This window comes from Rothia sp. CCM 9418 (genome assembly GCF_048512825.1).
GTDB lineage: Bacteria > Actinomycetota > Actinomycetes > Actinomycetales > Micrococcaceae > Rothia.
Genome location: NZ_JBLXXX010000001.1, coordinates 193253 through 214563 on the forward strand (window position 1 = coordinate 193253; position 21311 = coordinate 214563).

Genomic DNA, 21311 nt, shown 5'->3' on the forward strand with positions numbered 1-21311 from the left:
CAGTGGTAGCCCAACAGCTTTAAACACGGATAAAAACCCTATAGGTAGTACCAGTTATAGGCCGGAATAGCTGTGCAAACCGGAGAAGAAAATATTGACTACCGTAAAGTTAAAGATGATGCATAGATAGCCCACGATAGAGAGCCATGCAGAAGGTGCACCAGACCAGCCGCGTGTTGCTCGAGCGTGCAAATAGGCGGCATAGACAACCCAGATCACGAAGGTCCATACTTCTTTAACGTCCCAGCCCCAATAACGGCTCCACGCTTTCTGCGCCCAAATAGCGCCAGCTGCCAGAGTAAACGTCCACATCACAAAACCAACAGTGTTAAGACGAAACGCAAAATTCTCTAGCGTCTGAGACGAAGGAACCATCGTCATAAACGGCATCGAAGGCTTCTTCCCAGCAATAATTTCTTTTTCGCGACGAGACTGCAGAAGCTGAAGAATAGCCATCGCAAAGGTAATAGTAAAAATACCCGAAGCAAGAACAGCAATAGAAACGTGAATAACAAGCCAATACGACTGCAAAGCAGGTTTGAGATGTCCAACAGGAGTAGGGAACGCAATCGTTGCCGCACACATCATAATAAGGGCAAGACCCGACACTAACATTCCCACAAAACGTACGTCACGGAAAATCAGAAGAATCAAAAAGACGGTAGAAACAACTAACGCACCAGTTGTGCAGAACTCATACATGTTTCCCCACGGAACACGATCAGCAGCAATACCACGAGTCACTACACCAACAGCATGAACTAATGCACCGATAATCATGATGGCAACTGCGATACGAGCGGCACGGCGGGGGCTCGTATCAGTACCCCAACGCATTGAACTATCGGCAACTTTACCTTCAAGTTTGCGTTCTGCAGCGCGCTTATAGCCAAGTCCGCGAGCGCCCGTGCCTTTCTCACTGCTGTCAATATAGGAGGCACGTTTGTGCGCTGTTGTGGCAGCTTCGAGAGGTTTATCTGCGGTGTTGTCCTGTTGTTCTAGTTGTCGGACAGTACGCGAGTGAGAGGCAATATCTGCGGTGAATAGGATAAACGCTATCATGTAGATAATTGCTGAGATGTACATGAACAGCTCGCTCCATTGAGCGAGGGATGCGTTAATCATCTGCTAGTTCTTCCTTCAGGTATGGGGGGTGAAGTGTTTTATGCTTCGGTGTCTTCTGCTTCACTAAATTCTAGTTCCCAACAGTGAGCGAAAGCTTCTGTGAGCTTATCAGCTTCCGGTAGGAGTCGTGGGTCTTCTCCTCGTGCTAGTAGAGCATATTCTACGGTGAGGTTCTGACCGTCTCGATAAGCACGTACCCAGACACGACGTCTAGGGACGAATAACGAGATAATCAGTCCGGTGAAGGCTAGAACAAATGACCAGAAAACAATACCTTTTCCAGGGTCATAGTGAATGTCTACACCAATATAACGCTTATACCCCTCAAAACTGATTTTTCCTCGTCCATCTGGCAGATTTTCTTCGGTGTGCGTGGCAGTGAGGATGATACCGTTTTGTTGAGCCATTGAGTTCATCTCAGTCAGTTTTGAGGTATCGAGAATATACACGTTCTGTGGGATACCGTTATCTAACCCTAAGTCGCCATAGTAGGACTGTAGGACAAGTGTAGGGTTGTAGGGCCCAGCATCAAGAGAGACAGGGACTCCAGCGCTATTGTAGCCTCCTGTGGGGAGGAACATTCCGACGAAACCGAGCTGGTCGGGGTGTGCATCGGGAACTTTAAGCACAATAGATGAGTTGTATTTAGGGTCAGTGGTGAGTCCGACGACGGGGCCTTCAAAAGCGATGGTTCCGTCGGGGTTTGTCACTTTGATAACGGGTGCGTAGCCGTTGCCGGCAAGGTTAATATCGGTGCCGTCGACAGAGAGTGGTTCGTTCACTTTGAGTGTTTCATTCCGGTGTTCTCCAGAATGGTCGTTGATGCTGAAGGTTGCTTCGTAGTTGATATCAGAGCCGTAGCTGGCGGATTCACGTTGTCTGTCGTATTGAACTTCAAAATTTTCAAGTGTTATCGAGTAGGGTGTAAGCCAGTCTGGGTTGTAGTTTGTTCCGGGGGTAAAAGAATCGTAGCTGATGAGGGAGTTGACGAAGGTGTCTCCTTCAACCAAGATTTTTTGTCCTCGGTATCCCAGTAAAGATCCGATAGCAATACCGATGAGAATACCAATCATCGATAGGTGGAAGAGAATATTTCCGACTTCGCGTAAGTACCCGCGTTCTGCTGCGACAGAGTAGCGACCGTGTTCTTCAGAGTGGGTTTCTACTCTGTATCCGCGTCGTGAGAGGACGCGGGAAGCATCGTTGATTGCTTCTTCTGCGGTAAATTCTTCGAGGGATACGGGTATTTCTAAGGTGCGGTGTACGGGTAGTCGTGAGAGGTTCTTGGGTGTACGTACTGGGGGTTTACGCCACATCTGGTAGTGTTTTTTGGCTCGTGGTAGGACGCATCCGATGAGGGAGATGAAGAGCAAAAGGTATATTGCGGAAAACCATGCGGAGCTGAAGACGTCAAAGAGTTGGATTTTATCTGCAATAGGTCCCCACGTGGGGTGGTTTTCGATGTAGTCGTTAACTTTAACGGGGTCTTGTATTCGTTGTGGGAAGAGTGATCCTGGAACTGCAGCTACTGCTAAAAGAAGAAGCAGAAATAGTGCGGTATTCATTTTTGTGAGCTGTGTCCACGCCCATTTTGTCATTCCCCAAACTCCAAGAGCTGGTGCTTGAGATGTTGTTTGTTCTCCCATAGTGTGCCCTTAGCTTTTAGATTGGTAGTTCGTAGGTAGGTAGTGTGGCTTGTATCCATGTGATGATGGAGTTCCATAGACCAGTTATCATGAGCGTTCCGATAAGAATCAGTAGTATGGATCCGCATTGTTGTATGCGTCGATGATGTTTTTTAAGCCACCGTAGGCGTTGTGTTCCGCGGAGAATACCTAATGCAACGATAAAGAATGGGATGCCTAGCCCTAAGCAATAGGCGAAGGTGAGAGTTATTGCTTTTGCAGTATTAGCCCCATCGAGGTAGACCAGTGTTTGTACTGCGGCGAAGGTTGGGCCGATACATGGTGCCCACCCTAGACCAAAGGTCATTCCCAATAGTGGTGCGCCCCAAAGCCCTGTGGGTGCTTGGGCGTGGATGAGTTTGCGTTCTCTTTGTAGCCAAGGAATTTTGCCCCAGAAGACCAGCCCGAGCAGGATGACAAACATACCAAGGAGTATTTCAACCCAGCGTTGCCCTCGAATCCAGGGGGCTGCACCTAGTTGTGCGAAAACCACGCTCAAGAGAATGAAAATTGTTGAGAAGCCAAGGATGAACAGAGCGACGGCGCCTAGTGCGTATCGGGTACTGGTGTTTTTGGTGTGTCCAGATAATCCTGTTACGTACCCGATGTACCCTGGCACGAGGGGTAGCACGCAAGGGGAGGCGAAGGATACCAGACCTGCTAATACGGCTAGGGGTATGGCTAACCATAGCGACCCGTCAATAATGATTTCTCCGAAAGTGTTCACTATTTTTGGGCGTCCTCGAGGAGTGTTCTCACGATGGATTCGTCAATTTGTCCTAACACTCGTGAGGTGACATGTCCTTGTGCGTCAATGATGAGCGTGGTGGGAACAGCTTGTGCGGGGACAACTTGTGATAGTTCGTAGAGGACGTGACCGGTTGAGTCTTCAAAACTTGGGTATTCAATGGAGAAGCGACGTTCGAAGGCCTCTGCTGTTGCTTTTTCGTCTCGGACGTTGACACCATAGAAATGTACTTTGTCCGCAAATTTTTTGTGAAGTTTAGCTAAGGTGGGGGCTTCTGCTCGGCAAGGAGCGCATCCGGCATACCAGAAGTTCAGTAGTAAGGGTTTTCCGCGTAATGATTCTGCAGTGATTTCGGTGCCGTCGTAGAGTGTTCCGGTAAAGTGTACGGGTTCTGTTCGTTTTTCTGGAGGAAACTCTGTGACCGACCCATCTCCTGCAATGTATCCTTTGGAGTCCCCCGCATCTGCTTGGGCAGAAAGAGAATCAGACGATGAGCATGCACTTAAGCTTAGGAGGCTGGCGGCGGCTCCTAAGCTCAGCAGATGACGGCGTGACAGTCGCTGTTCATATGGTCTTTGGTAGGGGTCTAGCATGGTGTTCTTTCAGGTGTGCTCAATATCTTAGGAATTGGGAATCGCAGAGTAAAGGTCTTATGGTGCTACGTTCCAGGTAGTTGTATAACACCGTTGTAGAGTGCTGCGGCGGGTTCGCTATAGCTAATCCGTGGGCGTTCTTTGCCGTCTAAATCACTAAATGTGCAGGTTGTGAGTGAGGCAAGGTTGCATTCTCGAGTTCTGGGGTCGTGAGGGAGCATTTTCCCTTCGATGCTACGTCGTACTAGCCAGATGGGAAGTTGGTGAGAGACGATGACAGCTTCGGCGTTCTCTCCCCCGATATCATAGGCGTGCTGAGCAGTTTGGCGTACGGCTTGTGCCATACGTTTGACTTGTTCTCGGTAAGGTTCTCCCCAAGAGGGACGTAATGGGTTAAAGAGTTTAGACCAGTGTTTTGGGTGAGTGATCAATTCTTGGGCGTTGACGTGGAGCCCCTCAAAATAGTTTTCTGCTTCGATTACGCGAGGGTCGTGGTGTGCTTCTAGCCCGAGGAGTTCGGTAATCGGTTCAGCTGATTCTTGGGTACGTGTTAGTGGTGAGCAGGCAAGGTAGACGATATTCGCGCCGTTGTGTGCTTGGCGTGCGAGTTCTTCGGCAGTTAGACGAACCATGTGGCGTCCACGTTGACTCAAATGGTAATTGGGTAGACGCCCGTAGACGATACGTTGAGGGTTTTCGACTTCCCCGTGACGCATAAGGTGGACTTTAACCTGAAGTGAGCTCATTGTTCTAGTCTCTCAAATAGTTTGTCTCATTCCCAATTCTGCAACCTGTGAATTGTCAGAACAAGTGGTGAGTTATTTCTTAACGTTGGTGATTTTGGGTAATTTTTTGGTGCAGTATTTTCTCTAGGCGTCGTGGATTAATCTGCCAGAAGTCTTTAACTTCTCCGTCGACGAGAACTACCGGTATTTCGATGGCGTGGCGGGCTTTGAGTTCTGGAGAGTTTTCGATGTTGAGTTCGGTGAAAGTGAGCCCGAGGCGTGCGGTGACGTCATGAACGACGTGACGAGCTTTATCGCAGAGGTGACAGCCTGGTTTGGTGAGTAAGGTGATGTCAATCGGTGTTTTAGCGGGTTGTTGTTCGCTCATCTGGGGTCTTTTCTGGGCATGGGTTTGTCATAAGAGGTGTGTTAAAAACAGTGCCTCGCCCCTACTGTTAGCAGTTGAGGACGAGGCACATAAAGCTCATAAGAACTTACTTCTTATTGCGACGCTGGTGGCGGGTCTTACGAAGCAACTTACGGTGCTTCTTCTTGGACATGCGCTTACGACGCTTTTTGATAACTGAACCCATAGGATTCACCTCACTTACATTCGATACCCGGCATCTCTACCCATCGTAGATATGAGATGTTAGCTATCCGGGCGCGGTTTATACCGGTATAAACGCTTCTTAAAGACCAATTCAGGCATAAAAATGCCTGAACGGAAGAAAACGCTCTCTGTATAGAGTACAAGCATTCTCGAGATTTTCCGCATTCTGAACCAGATTCATGAACATTTTCTCGGATAAAAAGCTAAAATCTGGGTCTGCACCTTCAAGAATGAGATGCAGACCTCAGATTTTAGGGAAGCTAAGATGTTATCGTTTCTTCTTCTTTTTCTTTTGAATTTTTTTGTTAATGGTGTACACCTTGGTGCTCAGCTCTGGTTCTTCAGTATGCGTTGTTGAGCTCTGCGGTTCGTGAGGCTCTTCAGAGCTGGAGTCCGAGGAAGAAGAATAATGTTCTTCAAGATGTTCTTCTTCTAGGGCACGCTGTTCTTTTCGTGATAGACGCGGTGTCTCATCAATAATTTGAGGCTCTTTAGCGTCGTCAAGTGCTAGCTCATATCCTTCGGGTGCTAGCATCTGAGGGTCAGCATCAGCAGATAATGATTCTGCTTTTTCTTCGATTTCATCAATAGCTGCGACGTGTTTGCGCCCCTTTCTCAAAGTGAGCTTTGTGAAAATACTCTTTTTTTCGGAAGAGACGACATCCGTTGCACATTGTTCAGATGTTTGTTCTTGAGTTTGAGATTTCTGTAGTTGAGGCTGGGTATCTGCAGTCTGCGTGTCAGCAGATGGTGTTGCGCTATTGTCTTTAGCTTGTTCTGTTATTTTTTGTTCAACAGCGAGTTGAACCTGTTGAGTGCGCACACCGAAACCTAGCCAACGACCGATGGCATTTCCTTTTTTCTCTGGTTCAGAAGAAGACAGATACTGCGAAGTTGACTCTTGAGGTTCTTCAACTCTCGGATGTGATCCAGGTACAACTTTTCGTGCCGCCGGTTTTGCCCTTAAAGTGTCTGACGAGGGCTGCGTCCAAGACGTATCGCCATTTTTACGTATTTTTATGGGCGTTTCACCGTGTGGGGTGCGATAAATAGGTTTGATAACCGTCGCATGGACAGGAACGCTTACTGTTCCTCGTACTTTACGTGTACGTCCTGCTGTTGGAGCACGCAAAACATTGTGAACAGGTGGTTGAGGCTCGTTCTGGACAACAGATTTCTCCTCCGATACAGCGGCAGAAGAATGCTCAGAGCTGTGTTCAGCGGTTGAGGTGTTATCTGCTTCAGATGTTTTGCTAGGGGAGGGAGTTTCTTCTTGCGCAGAAATCTCTGAGCTGTTTTCTTCACCGGTATTTATTGAGGTGTGCTCTTCAGTTGAGGTTCCCAGTTCTTGTTCTTCGGCAGAAACCTCATCTTTGCGTTGTTCCTTAGCGTACTCTTGTGCAAGAGTCCACCTTTGAACTTTCGGCCGTTCAGGGGAAGGTTCGCTCTCAAGATTCTCTGAGGCGGTATCCCCTTGTGGACTCGTTGTTTCTGCAGTAGTTGCCAGTGTAGTTCCAACATTTTCAAGAGCTTCGATGAGCGAAGGCGCGATAGCTTCTTCCCAGTGATCGGGAATCAGGTCGTCATCATCAATTTCGATAGGTTCCATTGCTACCACTGTTCCTGGCAGTTCATGAGCAACAGCGGTTTCTTCATTGAGGTCAAGACTTGCCTCAGTGTATTGGCGTTCGATATTGGCGATGAGTAGTTGTTTCGCTAGCGTTGTGTCACGGTATCGGATAGCTTCAAGTAGCGCACGGTATTCTGCGCGTAGTCGAGTTGCTGTCGCGCTCCAAAGAGGGACACGTCCCATAATCGAGAGTAGATAGTCCGTAAGCGAAGTTCTCAGAGCCGTCATAAGCCCTGTTATGAGCTGGTTACCAGAGAGTTTCGTGAGAGCGATATGAAAATCTACTTCTAGTTGATGGAAGGTGTGAGGCGTGGTCCCCTCGTATTGCATCTTTTCGAGGATGCGTTCTAGCTCGTCCATCGCTGGGTTTGTAGGGTCTGCGTTCTCAACGGCGAATGTTTCAAGCAGAATACGTGCTTGGATGAGGTCACGAACCGGATAGCGAGAGCTTGCCATATGTAGACGTAGAGCGGGGGTGACGGAGGCTGCAGGCTCGCTGACGAGGTGAGCAATGATAGTTTTTCGCTTTCCCTCATAGAGTCTCAAAACCCCCATTGTTTCAAGGTATTTGAGTGCTTCACGGGTACTTGAGTGACTTGCACGAATGATATCGGCAAGTTTTCTATCATCGGGCAAGCTTTGCCCGAGGTGCAGTCTTCCTTCAAAAAGCTCTGCTTCAAGCCAGTTAAGAATTTTCTGGTACACAGACATGGATAGCTTCTACGTATTCTTTCAATAGTGATTCTAGTGAGGACGGCGACGACCCCAACGGGTCAAGGTTGCGAATAATCCGCGCGAGTCCTGTGCGGAGTTATTCTGCGTTTCTGAAGAAATCTCAGCGGCAGTGGGGAGCGCTGGAAGAACCTGCACCTGAGAATCTTCTGTTTCAGATTCTGTGAGGTGTTCTGATTCTTGTTGTTTCCAAGCTGGAGGATGTTCTTCGGTGGTTTCTTCTAAGGTGTTAGAAGATGCATACTCCGTGGAGGTGGGTTGTTCTTCGTTCTTCTCTGGTTCGTCAAGATCCTCAGGTGGAGGGTCTAGTGGACGCGGAACAAAGGGCATTAACGGAGTAAAACTAATAGCGCTATGAGATTCTGATGTGCGTACCCGTTGTCGGGGGTCTCCAGGTTCACCGAATTCAAAAATATCAGGTGTGCACTCTTCATCAGGTGTTTGCTGTTCGTGTGATACGTCAGAGGACGCTAAATCTTGTTCTGTTTTCTCAAAGGGAGCCTTTTCATCAGCTGAGGCTACTGGTTCGGGGTCAGATTGTTGATCTGTATGCTCACTATTATTTGTAGCTGTTTGCGCTGGTTCAACAGTGTTTGAGACCTCATCGGTTTGCTCTTTGTCTGTTGTTTTATTCCAAGGGGTCAGAATGTTCAGTGTTTGGGTGTGGCATTGGTTGAGGCTTCTAATCCATTCCAAAACATTTTCAAGTGGCTCCGGTGTGAGCGAGTAAAAACGTTTCTGCCCCACAGCTTGGGTATCAACGAGTCCAGCATTTCTTAGGACTTTGAGGTGCTTAGAGACCGTAGGCTGACTTACGCCTAACTCATCTACCAGATCCCCAACTGGGCGTTTGCCTGCGGCAAGAACTCGTAGGATCTGACGACGGGTAGGGTCTGCAATTACAGCAAAAACGTCATCAATCATACATACATCATGACATATATACCTGTGGGCGAATGTATCGACACTAAGAGAGTGAGAATTCTCAGCAGGATTCAGCATATTTTGAGCTTAAAACCATGTATTCCACCCTATAAATATAGGCTTTGACCAGTGTTATTAGCAGATTTCCACTCGTGTTTTTACCCCTCGAGGTTCTCAAACTCAGAAAGAAAAGCATCTATTGTTTTGCAGGTTCTTAGCCTATATCACAAGGATAATCCGGCTGAATGAAAACATTACGACTAAGCTACATATAGTCCCTTCATCCGAAGAAAGAGAGCAGCGTTGCGAGAATCAACATCTGCACACCCTAAAGAGACCGAGGGTACACACACTTTATCGGCAATGCTCATTCGTCTACGTGACCTTGTCGACGCCCTCATTGGTACCTCTCCTTCGCGCGTAGCGATTCTTGCCTTCGCATTGGTTATTGTATTTTTTAGCGCAATGCTCGCGTTGCCTATCTCTTCTCAAGACGGTCATAGTGTAGCCATTCACCACGCAATTTTTACCGCAACGTCTGCGGTGACCGTGACGGGACTCACCACAGTATCAACCGCTGATCAATGGTCATTTTTTGGTCAGTTAATGATTCTTCTGGCGTTCCAAATTGGTGGTCTAGGAACATTAACAATGACCTCTCTGCTAGCTATGGCAGTCGGTAAAAAACTGGGCTTACGTTCTAAACTCATCGCCCAAGAAGCAATGAATATCGGAAAGCTCGGAGAACTCGGCTCCGTATTACGTACCGTAGCCGTGACCTCAATTTCTATTGAGGCAACTATCGCGCTCATTCTTTTACCGCGTTTTATCTTGTTGGGAGAATCAGTTAAGAACAGTATCTGGCATAGCATTTTTTATTCTGTCTCAGCGTTCAACAATGCCGGTTTTACCGCACACTCTCAAGGTCTTGTCCCGTATTCTCACGATTTATGGATTCTTATTCCCATTTGTGTGGGAGTTTTTATTGGCTCTCTAGGTTTCCCCGTTATTTTGATTATGCAACAGAATCCTCTCGCCTTTAGCCGATGGAACCTCACCACCAAACTGACCATCATCGGAACTGTCGCATTATTCTTTATTGGCGCCTTATTGTGGGGCTTCTTCGAATGGTCTAACGATAAGACCATCGGTGAGATGTCTCTGGGCGGAAAAATTATTAACGCCATATTTGCTTCAGTCATGACACGTTCTGGAGGGTTTAACCTCGTAGAGATGAGCGATACGAACCCTATTACATTGCTCATTAGTGATGCATTGATGTTTATCGGTGGGGGCCCCGCTTCTACCGCTGGTGGCATCAAAATTACAACAATTACCGTGGTAATTCTGGCAGTTCTTGCAGAAGCGCGCGGCGACCAATTTGTGATTGCATTCAACCGCACCATTCCGGATTCAGTACTTCGTATCGCGATTTCTGTGATTATGATGAGCTTCATCATTGTTTTCTTAGGCACCTCTATTATCGTGTTTCTCACGGAGGAGCCTCTCGATATGGTAATTTTTGAAGTAATTTCTGCTTATGCAACCTGCGGGTTATCGGTGGGGCTATCAGCGAGACTCCCTCCGGCTGGCATCTATGTTCTGTCTGTACTGATGTTCATTGGGCGCATAGGTATTATTACTGTGGCAACCGGCTTAGCTTTACGCTCTCGCCGTCGACTCTATAAGTACCCAGAAGAAAGACCGATCATTGGCTAAACGCACCATTCATAATGCACCCGTATTAGTAATTGGGCTAGGGCGTTTTGGTGCCTCTACCGCTGCCCAGCTAAGACGTCAGAATAAAGAAGTTTTGGCGGTCGAAAAAGATGCTGTCAAAGTTCAAAAATGGGCGGGTCTGCTCACTCACGTCGTTGAGGCTGACGCCACAGATATTGATGCCCTCCGACAGCTTGGCGCTGGCGACTTTACGTCAGCTGTTGTTGGGGTGGGCACTTCTGTTGAAGCATCGGTGTTGATTACCGCCAATCTTGTTGATTTAGGAATTGAACGCATTTGGGCTAAGGCCATTACCCCAGCGCACGGCAAGATTCTTTCTCGTATCGGGGCGCATAAAGTGGTGTTCCCTGAGGCTGATGCTGGTCGACGGGCCGCACATCTTGTCTCGGGTCGTCTTTTGGATTACATCGAATTTGATGATGACTTCGCGATTGTGAAAATGTATCCGCCGAAGGAGACTCAAGGGTTTACCTTGGCAGAATCTGATGTACGCGGAAAATACGGTGTCACGATTGTGGGTGTGAAGTCCCCTGGAGAAGATTTCACATATGCAACGCCGGAGACAAAAGTTACCTCTAGAGACCTTTTAATTGTGTCGGGGCAGGTAGATCTTATTGAGCGTTTTGCGGCTCGTCCGTAACCAAAAAATAGGCATTTATGGGCTTTTACTAGGAGTTTTATTTAAATGTTCTATAGATAAAAGACATTTTATTTAGCAATCGTCACATTTTTGCGGGTTGAGGTTGGCATATTTAAGGAAACATGCTTATGATAGTGTCACCTCTAAAGGTGCGAGTGATTACTGGACGGATTGCGAACCCGTTCAAAACAGCTTGCGCATTTAGCAATAAGGTGGTCCCCCCTAAACCACCAGCTAAGTGAGCGTGCTGATAATACTAATATCTCTAAGATATTGGTGTTCTGGAAAACGCCGGCTGATTCCCTACAGCCGGCGTTTTTCTGTTAAGTTTTTCAACTCACCACATTTCTGATATCCAGCGCAACGACACCAACGCCATCATCAGAATAAAGTGAAGCAACCTGTTCAAGATATCTTTCGTCATGAATGATTACAGAAAAAGCACAAAAGAAAGAGGTATCGCAAATATCTAGTACGCTGTAGCTAGGTGCTTTACCCTTCCCTCCCGTTAGCGAAGTCGTAACTGGAATAATTCTCGCTATCGGCGGCACGTGGCACTGATAGATATTACGTTCAGACAATCCACGATTTAGAGGTCATCATGAGGAACCTATACAACGCTATCTGCCGTTTCGATACACAACGCGTCAGAATATTGAGCCTATCTATCATTCTTTCCTTCAACGGACTATTCCTTTTGATACCATCCGTTAAAACAGGCCTACCCATCATTGCAGTCATCTCCGGACTCATGATGGGCACAGGTCTAGGCCTGTGCTATCTAGCTGCCCAATGGGACAAGAAAACAACAACCAATATAGTTTTGAGTGTATTCATAGCCAGCTCATCGACCGCAGTCATCTCGCTATTATTCCTTGCAACGCAAGGGAATCTATAAATGCTGGTTCAAAAAGCCCTCTCGACACCCAAATATTATTTCTATAACTGTTGCAAATCATCGACTCGTCAAAAGGTCAAAGCACTCATGTTGATATTCTTGTTAGCGCAAACTTAGCTTCATCTAACTATTCTGCTAACGTGTAAACGTTCTTCTTAAGACAGAAAAGATTCACAACGCCCTCAAAACAACTTGTTATCAACCGGTAATACGCGTTTTCTTTGACCGCACAACGTTGTTTTACTCTTCTACGAATAATCACGAGTCATCTGAGCCGATTTTTGAGCACAAGCACGCATCGCCTGCTCAGTCATTTCTTCCAGCCCATTCTGACAAAAACTCTCAATAGCCTGCTCCGTCGTCCCACCAGGACTCGTCACCGCACGGCGTAAAGCCACAGGATCTCCTTGAGCACCCAAAAGCTCACCAGCGCCACGAGCAGTCTGCACCGCTAGTTGTTCAGCCAGCTCAGCATCAAGACCTAACTTCATGCCAGCTTTCATCATCATCTCAGCTAACAAGAAAAAATAAGCAGGACCAGAACCAGACACAGCCGTCACCGCGTCCATCTGATTCTCAGCGACCTCAAAAACTTTCCCAACCGAACCTAAAATCTTCAACGTCAGCTCACGCTGCTGATCAGAGACAGAATCACCACAAGAAATCGCAAGCACCCCACAACCTACCTGAGAAGGGGTGTTCGGCATACAACGAATCACTGGCTGGCCCACAGGCAACACAGCAGATAGTGACTCTAACGATACACCTGCGGCAACAGAAATCACCAAAGCATCAGACGCTAAAGCAGGAGCAATCTCACGCGCCATATCTAATATCGCATAAGGCTTCACACCAAGAATAACCACCTGCGCACCAGTAACAGCCCGAAGATTAGCCTGAGAATCTTCAGCCACCGAAAAAACTCTAATCCCCTCAGAACCGTCTACTCCCCATGCTGACGAAAGACGCTGCGCACTGTGCTGCGAATATACGGTTACTCGTACCGATGAAGAGTCATACCCACCGGATATCAGTCCAGAAGCTATAGCACCATTCATCGAACCAGTTCCGCAAAAAGTGACTATTGCACTCATCATGTACTCCTTGAGCTAGTATCAGAAAAAACGTGCACGTCATATCGCCTTGACGTAACTACCACACAGCTTAGCCGAGCAAGAACATAAGAACAGCGCACTCTCACCGATATTTCACGATAAGACACGCACCCAATGGCTATTCATAAATCTCAAACATTCACACAAGACCCAAATGGCGACGAGCAAATTGCAGTGTCTCATACAACCACTCATCACGTTCAACAGCTCCGCGAGCGCCACGCGTCGAGACCTCAGCACAAACCACGCCGTTCCACTGCTGTTGAGCTAAATACTCGAGAGTTTGCGCTACCGGTTGAGTACCATATCCAGGGCGTAGGTGTTCATCAAGAACTTTTGTGCCACTACCATCGGTCAAATGCACGTGACCTAGACGGTTTCCAATTTTCTTGACGTACTCTAAAGAATCAACCCCAGCAGCTGCAGCATGCGAAAAATCCCATGTCATCCACTGATAATCAAACTCTGTTGGGTCCCACCCTGGGGAATACATCTGCACAGATGCACCACCAGCGCTCCACGGATACATATTTTCTACAGCGATTTTCACGCTCTCTTGCTCAGATATTTCACGAACACCGTGAACAAAATTTTTAGCATACAGACGCTGCCACCGAAATGGAGGGTGGGCAACGATGACATCAGCTCCAACGGCTTTCGTCATTTTTGCGGCCATCTGCATTTTGTTCCAAGCACGCCCCCACACTTGTTGAGTCAACAACAAGGTGGGAGCATGAATAGCAGATATCGGAATCTGATATTTCTGAATAAGATCACGAAGATCATCTGGCTCTTGAGAGATAGCATTTCCGGTCACCATCACCTCAATGCTGTCATACCCCAAATCTGCGGCAGTAGAAAACGTTTCAGGCACCCCCAGCGGGAAAAGGCAGGACGTAGACAATGCGATACCTATATGAGGGGCTCTGTTCTCTGCCATCGTAGGTGGTCCTTTGCGTCAGGGGGCTTACAAAGATGCTCCTTGGCTAGGCCTCAGAAGTTTTCTTCGTCGTACTAGCTTTCTTTGTGGTGCTTTTCTTCGCTGTAGTTTTCTTGGTGGTGCTCTTCTTCGTAGCAGTCTTTTTTGTCGTAGAACGCTTACGCTGAACGGGCCCCTTGGCACGTTTTTGAGCTAATAGCTCAACCGCGCGCTCATGAGTGATGGACTCAATCGTGTCCCCACGAGGAACAGTAATGTTTGTTACCCCGTCAGTGATATAAGGACCAAAACGACCATCTTTAATCACAATTTTCTTCTCAGAAACAGGGTCAACACCCAGCTCCGCCAAAGGAGGCTTCGCCGCCGCACGACCACGCTGTTTAGGTTGCGAATAAATCTCTAACGCCTGCTCAAGAGTAATCGTAAAAATTTCTTCCTCAGAGCCAATAGAACGAGAGTCGCTCCCCTTCTTCAGATACGGGCCAAAACGACCGTTCTGCACCGTGATATCTTCGCCCTCAGCATCCTGCCCAAGCAGGCGAGGAAGACTCATCAGCTGCAAAGCCTGCTCTAAAGTCACTGTTGCCAAAGACATTGAAGAGAACAAAGAGGCTGTACGAGGCTTCTCTGGCTTTGGTTTCTTCTTAGGCTTCGGGCGACCATTCTTATAATATTCCACCGGCTGAGCATCCATCCACGCCTGGATTTCTTCCTCAGACATCTGAGGAATCAACTCGGTAACGTACGGGCCAAAACGACCGTCACGAGCAACGATGGTACGCCCCGTCTCGGGGTCTACACCCAATTCACGACCGTCAGATTTGCCCTGTTCGAGAAGCTCTTGAACTTTTTCAGCCGTAAGCTCATCTGGAGCAAGATCTCTCGGAATATTTGCACGAATAGGATCTGAAAGTTCACCGGTTTCTTCGTTAACGGTTGGCTCAGTCTCGAGATACGGCCCATAACGTCCCACGCGAACGTTAACGCCATCAGAAACTTCAATAGAGTTAATGGCACGGGCGTCGATATCACCAAGGTTATCGACAATAGGTTTCAACCCGCGTTTATCGCCACCACCAAAATAGAACTGTTCAAGCCATGTAGCGCGCTGTTGCTCACCACGAGAAATACCGTCGAGGTCTTCTTCCATCTGAGCGGTGAACTCATAGTCCACATATTTACTGAAATGTTCTTCTAGCAGACGCACCACGCTAAAAGCTGTCCACGAAGGAACCAAAGAACCACTACGGTTCTCCACATAACCTCGGTCAATAATTGTTGAGATAACAGCAGCATAGGTTGAAGGACGTCCGATACCTAGCTCGTCCATAGCCTTGACAAGAGAAGCCTCCGTATAACGAGGAGGAGCAGAAGTATCGTGGCTAAGAGCTGTAACATCTTGAGCTGTTAGCGCATCTCCTTCAGCCAATTGAGGTAGACGCTTATCTTCTTTAGCTGAGGCAGTATCTTCAGCATTGCGTGAAGCGTCTTGCCCTTCTTCATAGGCGGCTAAGAAACCACGGAACGTAATGACTGTACCGGAGGCACCGAACTCTACTTTATGTCCGTCACGAGAAGTAGCAGAAATACGAACTGAAGCAGTAGAGCCCTTAGCGTCAGCCATTTGAGAAGCCACTGTACGCTTCCAGATGAGCTCATATAAGCGGAACTCATCTTGGCTTAGTGAACCTTGAACTTCTGCCGGTGTGCGGAAAGAATCACCGGCAGGACGAATCGCTTCGTGAGCTTCCTGCGCATTCTTTGATTTAGAGGCGTACACGCGAGGCTTTGAAGGAACATACTCAGAGCCATAGAGTTCTGTCGCTTGAGCACGAGCAGCAGAAATAGCCTGTGTTGAAAGAGCAACAGAGTCGGTACGCATGTAGGTGATATAGCCGTTTTCGTAAAGACGCTGAGCAACCTGCATCGTCGAGCGAGAAGAAAAACGCAGTTTACGGGCTGCTTCTTGTTGCAAGGTTGAGGTGGTAAAAGGTGCAGCAGGACGACGCGTGTACGGTTTAGTCTCTAAACTTCGAACGCTAAAAGCGGAGCCGTCAAGTTGCTCGGCAAGAGAACGGGCTTTCTGTTCATCAAGGTGTGCCACTTTCGTCGCTACCGCAGGTTTTAATGAGCCGTCGTCGTTAAAGTCTTTACCGGTGGCAACGCGGGCGCCGTCGACTGAAACCAGTTTTGCGGAGAATGTTTCTTCAGCTGAGGTATGGAACGTTCCGCTTAGGTCCCAATAGTTAGCAGAACAGAACGCCATACGTTCGCGCTCGCGTTCGACCACAAGTCGAGTTGCTACGGATTGAACACGTCCAGCGGATAGCCCTGGTGAGACTTTGCGCCAGAGCACTGGTGAAATTTCGTAACCGTAGAGGCGGTCGAGTACTCGTCGTGTTTCTTGAGCGTCTACAAGGTTATTGTCGATGTCACGAATTTCGTCAAATGCGCGGTTGACGGCCTCTTTTGTAATTTCAGGGAAGGTGAGACGGTAGACAGGAACAGTGGGTTTAAGAACTTGTAGTAGGTGCCATGCGATAGCTTCTCCTTCGCGGTCACCGTCGGTTGCGAGATAGAGCGCGTCAGAGTCTCGAAGCTTGTTTTTGAGCTCAGCAACTTTTTTCTTTTTATCGGCGTTGATAACGTAGTACGGTTCAAAGTGGTCTTCGAGGTCTACAGCAAACTTACCCACTGAAGTTTTTTTGAGTTTTTCAGGAAGTTCAGATGGTTGAGGGAGGTCTCGGATATGCCCCATGGAGGATTCCACCTCATAGGCGCTTCCCAAGTAACCGCTAATGGTCTTCACCTTAGAGGGTGATTCTACAATGAGCAGGGATTTACCATGTTCTGCTGTATTTTGAGCCTTGGTTGGCACTTTGCTCCTTGACCTGTGTGTCGTAAGTTCTTGAGATGATGTTCGATGTCAATGATGACTCAGCATAACAATAGCGCAGATTATCTGACATTGTTCACGAGTCAGCACCTTTTCAAAAGTTTTTGAAGTAGTTATCTGTTCATTGCATCAAGCGGCACGATGCTCATTTGTCGTCCAGAAATCTCTTCGGGGATGACCTCCACCCAGTTCATAATACGTGGGTCTGCGAGGGAAGATTGAGCCTTATGTTCGGCAGTGAGGTCAATATCGTAAGGGTACCATTGTGCGGTTCCGTGGATGATGACTGATTTCACAATATCTTGATGTACTTCACCGACTTCAAAGGCTACTTGCCTGCTGACCACAATAGAGGAAAAGGTCTCTTCTGCACGTGTTTGAAAGAATATGTGCCCGTGTTCCACCACGTATTTGACGGTGAAGATATCGATACGGTGCCCCATTTGTAGGGAGAGCCGACCGATATTGTGAGAGTTGATGAGATCCCAACACGTCTGTTCTTCAAGAGTTGTCAAAAGTTGCGGAGGGTTCGTTTGTTCTGCCATGTCGCCAGTCTAATCTGCTGAGGTAAAGCGGAGGAATCCTTTTTCGATAAGTTCACGGATTTGTTGAAGAAGTTCTTCTTGGTGAGTGTTGTCTTCCCAGCCTAGTAGTGCTGCGAGCGCACCGAGTATTTGTTGGACGCTAAGCTCGCCATCGCAGGCAGAGACGAAGCCAGCAAGTTCAGTGGATTCGAGGATTGTTCGACGGAGCCCAGCTCCTTCGCGCAATAAAATCACTCCGGGGTGTTCCGCTCCGGGTCGGGCGTGTCTTTCTTCTGTAACGTCTTGTGCGACTTCTAGATGGGCGCTGAGGAGTTCTTCTGAGGTGAGCTGGTTTAGCTGGTCGTAGAGTTCTACGGCTTCGGTCAGGAAGGGGGCAAGGGGCTGTTGTATGGGGTAGGTGATTTCTTCATAGCGTTGCAGTGGTTGTTGTTGTTTTGGTGTGGAAGATGCTGGTTTTCGAAGCCATAACATGCCGAGCCCGATGGCGGTTACTCGTCGTTGCGCGAAGTCAAGCAGGTAATCTTTGTAGGCTTGTTCGTAATGTTGTGGGTCTCGTTGTTCGCTGGCGTCTTTGAGCCAAGTTTCGGCGTATTGTTCGGGGCTGAGGGTTTCTCGTTGGATACACCATACGTCAAGTTCGTTGTTGGTCCATTGGCGCACTCGATGGTCCCAGTGTTTGGAGTCTTCCCAAATTTCCCAGTTAGCGAGCATTTGAGCTCGCCCGTTCGGGGCGAGGATTGTTGGCAGCTGGTTTAAGAGGGTTTGGATGAGTTGGTCTCCGGCAAGACCACCGTCACGATAGGTGAATTGGTCTTCTGGTTTTTCTTCTGCTTTGCGCGGCGTAATAACAAAAGGCGGGTTAGAGACCACGAGGTCGAATTCTTGCCCTTGTACGGGTTCTGTGAGAGAACCTTGAAGTAGTTTGACTCTGTTCTGCAGATGATGCCGATCGACGTGAAGTTCTTCGGCGTTGAGCAAGATATTGAAGCGGGTGAAAGCTAAAGCTCTTTCGGAGATGTCGGTGGCGGTGACGTGTTCTGCATGAGAGAGCAGGTGGAAGGTTTGAATACCGCATCCGGTACCAAGGTCTAAGGCACGTTTGATGGGGGTGCGTTCAGTGATTTGAGCTAGTGTTAAAGAGGCTTGCCCGATACCTAGAACGTGGTCTTTACGCAGGGCGCCAGCACGCTGGTATGCCCTTACATCGGAGCTAACCCATAGTTCGGTGCCGTCATCTGCGCCATGAGGCCTTAAGTCGATAAGAGCACGGTATTGTTCAGAACCGAGTTCTTCAACAAGGTTGAGGGTTCTTAGTAGGGTTAGGGAGTTCTCCCCTAATGCTTGATTGAGTTCTTTTTCGGTACATTGGCGTCCTAGCATAAAGAATCCGGTAAGGTACGCTAACGATTGTTCTTCTGCGGTGGCGTGTTGGTCGCTGAGGATTTGTTCAATGCGAATTTTTCCAGGAATAATTTGTTCGCGTGTGATGGCTTCTGTTGCTGATAGCCCTAAAAGTTCTGTGATTGCGTCGTTGCAGTAACGTGCTTGGTCTAATCTTTGCGCTAAGGTTTCTATCGCGCTGAGGTCATGGCTATGAGGGGCGTTTATCGTTTGGGAAAAGTTTTCGGTCATCACGTTCATCATTGTGGCACATCTTGAGATTTTGTGTGTTTTTTCGCGCTGGTGAGTAGGTGTTTTCGTGAAGAAAAGAACAAAAATGTTTTATTTTTTAAGATATTCTCTTTGTGAAGCAACAGGCATATCATTTTCCAACAAGGAGAGATCCTATTATTAATTTTTTAATAACTTTGTTCTATAACTTTAATACCTTATAAGACACGAAAGAAGTTAAGAATTATTTATAAAATACCTAGTCAGAAAAATATTAAGAAAATTTTTTCAATATTAGTATTCTGACACTAAAGAATAGTTGTGGTTTAACGTACACTATCGGTATGGCAGATGCACAGAATATAGAAAATATCAAGAAATCTATTGCAGACTGGCAAGCAAAGCTCGACGCTGGCACAGGTTTCGCTCCAGAAGTTATTCAAGAAATCATCGCTAAGCTGCAAGAAGATCTTCGTAAGGCTGAAGAAGCCTAAATCTTGAACGGCATACGCGCCGTCAAGAAACAATAAGTCCCAGTAGGATCTACTCACCTATATGTGATAGCTCCCTACTGGGACTTTCTTTTATCACCGTTCTCAACTCTCACACGACGTTCTCTGCGAATACATCTTCCGGTGTAGCACTTATCCCTGTCACACCCGACCACACGTACATCCGGTAGTCTGAAGGATCCATATCTGCTGGCCCATACACTTCAAGACGGACACCCGTTGGACTCAAGGCTTTAGCAGGAATGAATTGTGATGCAAGAACATCAAATCCTTCATCTATGGCATTTTGCTCTGCCCCGTTGATAAGAACGGTGGCATACATCGAACGAGGAACAATCACACCGGTAAGCCCTAAAGCAGACACCTCAGCAATGCTACGAACCATATATCCAGCAGTATATGTCAGCCCTTGATCTTCAGCATCAGGCATGATGACACCAACGCGTTGCATTTTTTCTAAAGAACGACATTTTTCTGACCCCAACTGCTCATAGAGTTGTTGCCAAAGATCTCGAGTGTCGTATCCAGGAGTTAATGGAACATTTATTCCAGCAACCAAAAAGGCGTCGTATTCAATGAGCGACGGATCTGCCATATTCTTCATGTCCTTAAGTTCTCTTCCTAAAAATACCTACCATAACCAAAAGGTGTTCAAAGCCAAAGAACTTTTAGGCTTTGAACACCTTTTGGGGAACATGTGCACTATCTGCACATCATGCGTCTACTAAAGCTGATTTTCCGAGAGCTTTCTCAGAACAGTCTGCGCATAAGAGAACAAGGTCACGTTGTCCTTCAACATCTAAGTTTTCAAAAGTGTTAGACGGAGCACCACAGTGTTCGCATTCTCCAATGGTGACAGTATCTGGCGAAAATTCTACGTGCATACGCTTATCGAAAATATACATTGACCCTTCCCACAAACCAGAGTCTCCATATTTTTCACCGTAACGGACAATACCGCCGTCAATCTGATAAATCTCTTTAAACCCGCGGTTCTTCATGAGAGCCGAAAGAATCTCACAACGAATACCACCAGTACAGTAAGTAACTACCGGCTTATCTTTAAGGTCGTCGTATTTACCAGATTCAATTTCACGAATAAAGTCGTGCGTAGTTCTCACATCGGGAACAACCGCATTCTTAAACTTACCGATTTTAGCTTCGAAAGCGTTGCGTCCATCAAAGAACACCACTTCGTCTCCGCGCTCTTCAACCAGCTTGTTAACTTCTTCGGGCTTGAGATGAACACCTCCCCCGACAACACCATTCTCGTCAACAACGAGTTCATCAGGTGCACCAAAAGCAACAATTTCGTCTCGAGCTTTGACTGATAGACGAGGAAAGTCAGAAGCAGACCCATCAGACCATTTAAGTTCAAGTTTTCCAAATCCAGGATACTGACGGGTCGTCTTCCCATATTGTTTAAGAGCGTTAATATCGCCACCGAGAGTACCGTTAATACCGTGCTTAGAGATAAGGATACGTCCGGTCAGACCGAGTTTCTCGCAAAGTGCACGCTGCCATAGCATCACAGCAGTAGGGTCACCAACTGGGGCGAAGCAGTAATATAAAATAATTCGTTCTTGAGCCACATCTTCATTTTAGACACTCACGAGGCTGTGATGTTGTAACTGAACGA

Annotated in this window: 20 protein-coding genes; 4 read left to right on the forward strand and 16 right to left on the reverse strand. The window is 47.4% G+C overall.

Annotation, left to right across the window (positions count from 1 at the left end; all coding sequences use genetic code 11):
• Positions 1–54 precede the first annotated feature (54 nt).
• From ccsB to ACN083_RS00940, 9 genes are all read right to left on the reverse strand, one after another.
• Entirely contained in the window at positions 55–1125 is a 1071-nt protein-coding gene (ccsB, locus tag ACN083_RS00900; protein WP_419100953.1) for a c-type cytochrome biogenesis protein CcsB, read from the reverse strand.
• 38 nt (positions 1126–1163) lie between these two features.
• Positions 1164–2771: a cytochrome c biogenesis protein ResB gene (gene resB / locus ACN083_RS00905; RefSeq protein WP_419100954.1), complete on the reverse strand. Its 1608-nt coding sequence runs from the start codon at positions 2769–2771 to the stop codon at positions 1164–1166.
• A 16-nt stretch (positions 2772–2787) separates the two neighbouring features.
• The gene (locus ACN083_RS00910; protein WP_419101291.1) at positions 2788–3540 is read right to left on the reverse strand and encodes a cytochrome c biogenesis CcdA family protein; all 753 of its coding nucleotides are present in this window, start codon (positions 3538–3540) and stop codon (positions 2788–2790) included.
• Positions 3537–4151, reverse strand: a complete 615-nt coding sequence (locus ACN083_RS00915; RefSeq protein WP_419100955.1) for a TlpA family protein disulfide reductase — start codon at positions 4149–4151, stop codon at positions 3537–3539. Before ACN083_RS00915 ends, ACN083_RS00910 begins: the two co-directional genes overlap by 4 nt.
• A 65-nt stretch (positions 4152–4216) precedes the next feature.
• On the reverse strand, positions 4217–4897 hold the full coding sequence (locus ACN083_RS00920; RefSeq protein WP_419100956.1) for a histidine phosphatase family protein: 681 nt from the start codon (positions 4895–4897) through the stop codon (positions 4217–4219).
• 79 nt (positions 4898–4976) lie between these two features.
• On the reverse strand, positions 4977–5264 hold the full coding sequence (locus tag ACN083_RS00925) for a glutaredoxin family protein (RefSeq protein WP_419100957.1): 288 nt from the start codon (positions 5262–5264) through the stop codon (positions 4977–4979).
• Positions 5265–5370: 106 nt separating this feature from the next.
• Complete coding sequence (locus tag ACN083_RS00930; protein ID WP_005504750.1) at positions 5371–5469, reverse strand: 30S ribosomal protein bS22; 99 nt, start codon at positions 5467–5469, stop codon at positions 5371–5373.
• A 288-nt stretch (positions 5470–5757) separates the two neighbouring features.
• Entirely contained in the window at positions 5758–7830 is a 2073-nt protein-coding gene (locus tag ACN083_RS00935; protein WP_419100958.1) for a FadR/GntR family transcriptional regulator, read from the reverse strand.
• A 33-nt stretch (positions 7831–7863) separates the two neighbouring features.
• Positions 7864–8775 (reverse strand): ArsR/SmtB family transcription factor, encoded by a 912-nt coding sequence (locus tag ACN083_RS00940; RefSeq protein WP_419100959.1) that lies wholly within the window; start codon positions 8773–8775, stop codon positions 7864–7866.
• Positions 8776–9138: 363 nt separating this feature from the next.
• Between ACN083_RS00940 and ACN083_RS00945 the strand changes: the two genes are divergently transcribed.
• From ACN083_RS00945 to ACN083_RS00955, 3 genes are all read left to right on the forward strand, one after another.
• Complete coding sequence (locus ACN083_RS00945) at positions 9139–10494, forward strand: TrkH family potassium uptake protein (protein WP_419101292.1); 1356 nt, start codon at positions 9139–9141, stop codon at positions 10492–10494.
• Complete coding sequence (locus tag ACN083_RS00950; RefSeq protein ID WP_419100960.1) at positions 10487–11155, forward strand: potassium channel family protein; 669 nt, start codon at positions 10487–10489, stop codon at positions 11153–11155. The genes ACN083_RS00945 and ACN083_RS00950 overlap by 8 nt, the downstream gene beginning before the upstream one ends.
• 601 nt (positions 11156–11756) lie before the next feature.
• Positions 11757–12053, forward strand: coding sequence for a hypothetical protein (locus tag ACN083_RS00955; protein WP_419100961.1), 297 nt, complete (start codon positions 11757–11759; stop codon positions 12051–12053).
• Between the two features lie 248 nt (positions 12054–12301).
• On the opposite strand, the gene proC is transcribed toward ACN083_RS00955, so the two are convergent.
• The 5 genes from proC to ACN083_RS00980 form a co-directional block, all read right to left on the reverse strand.
• Entirely contained in the window at positions 12302–13147 is an 846-nt protein-coding gene (gene proC, locus ACN083_RS00960; protein WP_419100962.1) for a pyrroline-5-carboxylate reductase, read from the reverse strand.
• A gap of 160 nt (positions 13148–13307) precedes the next feature.
• The gene (locus tag ACN083_RS00965; RefSeq protein WP_419100963.1) at positions 13308–14108 is read right to left on the reverse strand and encodes a sugar phosphate isomerase/epimerase family protein; all 801 of its coding nucleotides are present in this window, start codon (positions 14106–14108) and stop codon (positions 13308–13310) included.
• A gap of 46 nt (positions 14109–14154) precedes the next feature.
• The gene (gene topA, locus ACN083_RS00970; RefSeq protein ID WP_419100964.1) at positions 14155–16986 is read right to left on the reverse strand and encodes a type I DNA topoisomerase; all 2832 of its coding nucleotides are present in this window, start codon (positions 16984–16986) and stop codon (positions 14155–14157) included.
• Positions 16987–17117: 131 nt separating this feature from the next.
• Positions 17118–17549: a pyridoxamine 5'-phosphate oxidase family protein gene (locus ACN083_RS00975; RefSeq protein WP_419100965.1), complete on the reverse strand. Its 432-nt coding sequence runs from the start codon at positions 17547–17549 to the stop codon at positions 17118–17120.
• Between the two features lie 9 nt (positions 17550–17558).
• The gene (locus tag ACN083_RS00980; RefSeq protein ID WP_419100966.1) at positions 17559–19181 is read right to left on the reverse strand and encodes a DUF7059 domain-containing protein; all 1623 of its coding nucleotides are present in this window, start codon (positions 19179–19181) and stop codon (positions 17559–17561) included.
• A gap of 323 nt (positions 19182–19504) precedes the next feature.
• Here ACN083_RS00980 and ACN083_RS00985 point away from each other — a divergent pair, with 323 nt between their 5' ends.
• The gene (locus ACN083_RS00985; protein ID WP_419100967.1) at positions 19505–19654 is read left to right on the forward strand and encodes a hypothetical protein; all 150 of its coding nucleotides are present in this window, start codon (positions 19505–19507) and stop codon (positions 19652–19654) included.
• 109 nt (positions 19655–19763) lie between these two features.
• Here ACN083_RS00985 and ACN083_RS00990 read toward each other — a convergent pair whose 3' ends face one another.
• Positions 19764–20267: a GyrI-like domain-containing protein gene (locus tag ACN083_RS00990; protein WP_419100968.1), complete on the reverse strand. Its 504-nt coding sequence runs from the start codon at positions 20265–20267 to the stop codon at positions 19764–19766.
• A gap of 118 nt (positions 20268–20385) precedes the next feature.
• A complete protein-coding gene (locus tag ACN083_RS00995) occupies positions 20386–21264 on the reverse strand; it encodes a rhodanese-related sulfurtransferase (RefSeq protein ID WP_419100969.1) in 879 nt (292 codons plus the stop codon).
• Positions 21265–21311 lie beyond the last annotated feature (47 nt).

Excerpts from the sequence above, each read along its gene's own strand:
- ACN083_RS00965 (WP_419100963.1), bottom strand. The coding sequence starts at position 14,108 with ATGGCAGAGAACAGAGCCCCTCATATAGGTATCGCATTGTCTACGTCC.
- resB (WP_419100954.1), bottom strand. The coding sequence starts at position 2,771 with ATGGGAGAACAAACAACATCTCAAGCACCAGCTCTTGGAGTTTGGGGA.
- ACN083_RS00940 (WP_419100959.1), bottom strand. The coding sequence starts at position 8,775 with ATGATTGATGACGTTTTTGCTGTAATTGCAGACCCTACCCGTCGTCAG.
- ACN083_RS00980 (WP_419100966.1), bottom strand. The coding sequence starts at position 19,181 with ATGACCGAAAACTTTTCCCAAACGATAAACGCCCCTCATAGCCATGAC.
- ACN083_RS00915 (WP_419100955.1), bottom strand. The coding sequence starts at position 4,151 with ATGCTAGACCCCTACCAAAGACCATATGAACAGCGACTGTCACGCCGT.
- ACN083_RS00920 (WP_419100956.1), bottom strand. The coding sequence starts at position 4,897 with ATGAGCTCACTTCAGGTTAAAGTCCACCTTATGCGTCACGGGGAAGTC.
- ACN083_RS00985 (WP_419100967.1), top strand. The coding sequence starts at position 19,505 with ATGGCAGATGCACAGAATATAGAAAATATCAAGAAATCTATTGCAGAC.
- ACN083_RS00935 (WP_419100958.1), bottom strand. The coding sequence starts at position 7,830 with ATGTCTGTGTACCAGAAAATTCTTAACTGGCTTGAAGCAGAGCTTTTT.
- ACN083_RS00955 (WP_419100961.1), top strand. The coding sequence starts at position 11,757 with ATGAGGAACCTATACAACGCTATCTGCCGTTTCGATACACAACGCGTC.
- ACN083_RS00925 (WP_419100957.1), bottom strand. The coding sequence starts at position 5,264 with ATGAGCGAACAACAACCCGCTAAAACACCGATTGACATCACCTTACTC.
- ccsB (WP_419100953.1), bottom strand. The coding sequence starts at position 1,125 with ATGATTAACGCATCCCTCGCTCAATGGAGCGAGCTGTTCATGTACATC.
- ACN083_RS00945 (WP_419101292.1), top strand. The coding sequence starts at position 9,139 with ATGCTCATTCGTCTACGTGACCTTGTCGACGCCCTCATTGGTACCTCT.
- ACN083_RS00930 (WP_005504750.1), bottom strand. The coding sequence starts at position 5,469 with ATGGGTTCAGTTATCAAAAAGCGTCGTAAGCGCATGTCCAAGAAGAAG.
- ACN083_RS00990 (WP_419100968.1), bottom strand. The coding sequence starts at position 20,267 with ATGGCAGATCCGTCGCTCATTGAATACGACGCCTTTTTGGTTGCTGGA.
- proC (WP_419100962.1), bottom strand. The coding sequence starts at position 13,147 with ATGAGTGCAATAGTCACTTTTTGCGGAACTGGTTCGATGAATGGTGCT.
- ACN083_RS00975 (WP_419100965.1), bottom strand. The coding sequence starts at position 17,549 with ATGGCAGAACAAACGAACCCTCCGCAACTTTTGACAACTCTTGAAGAA.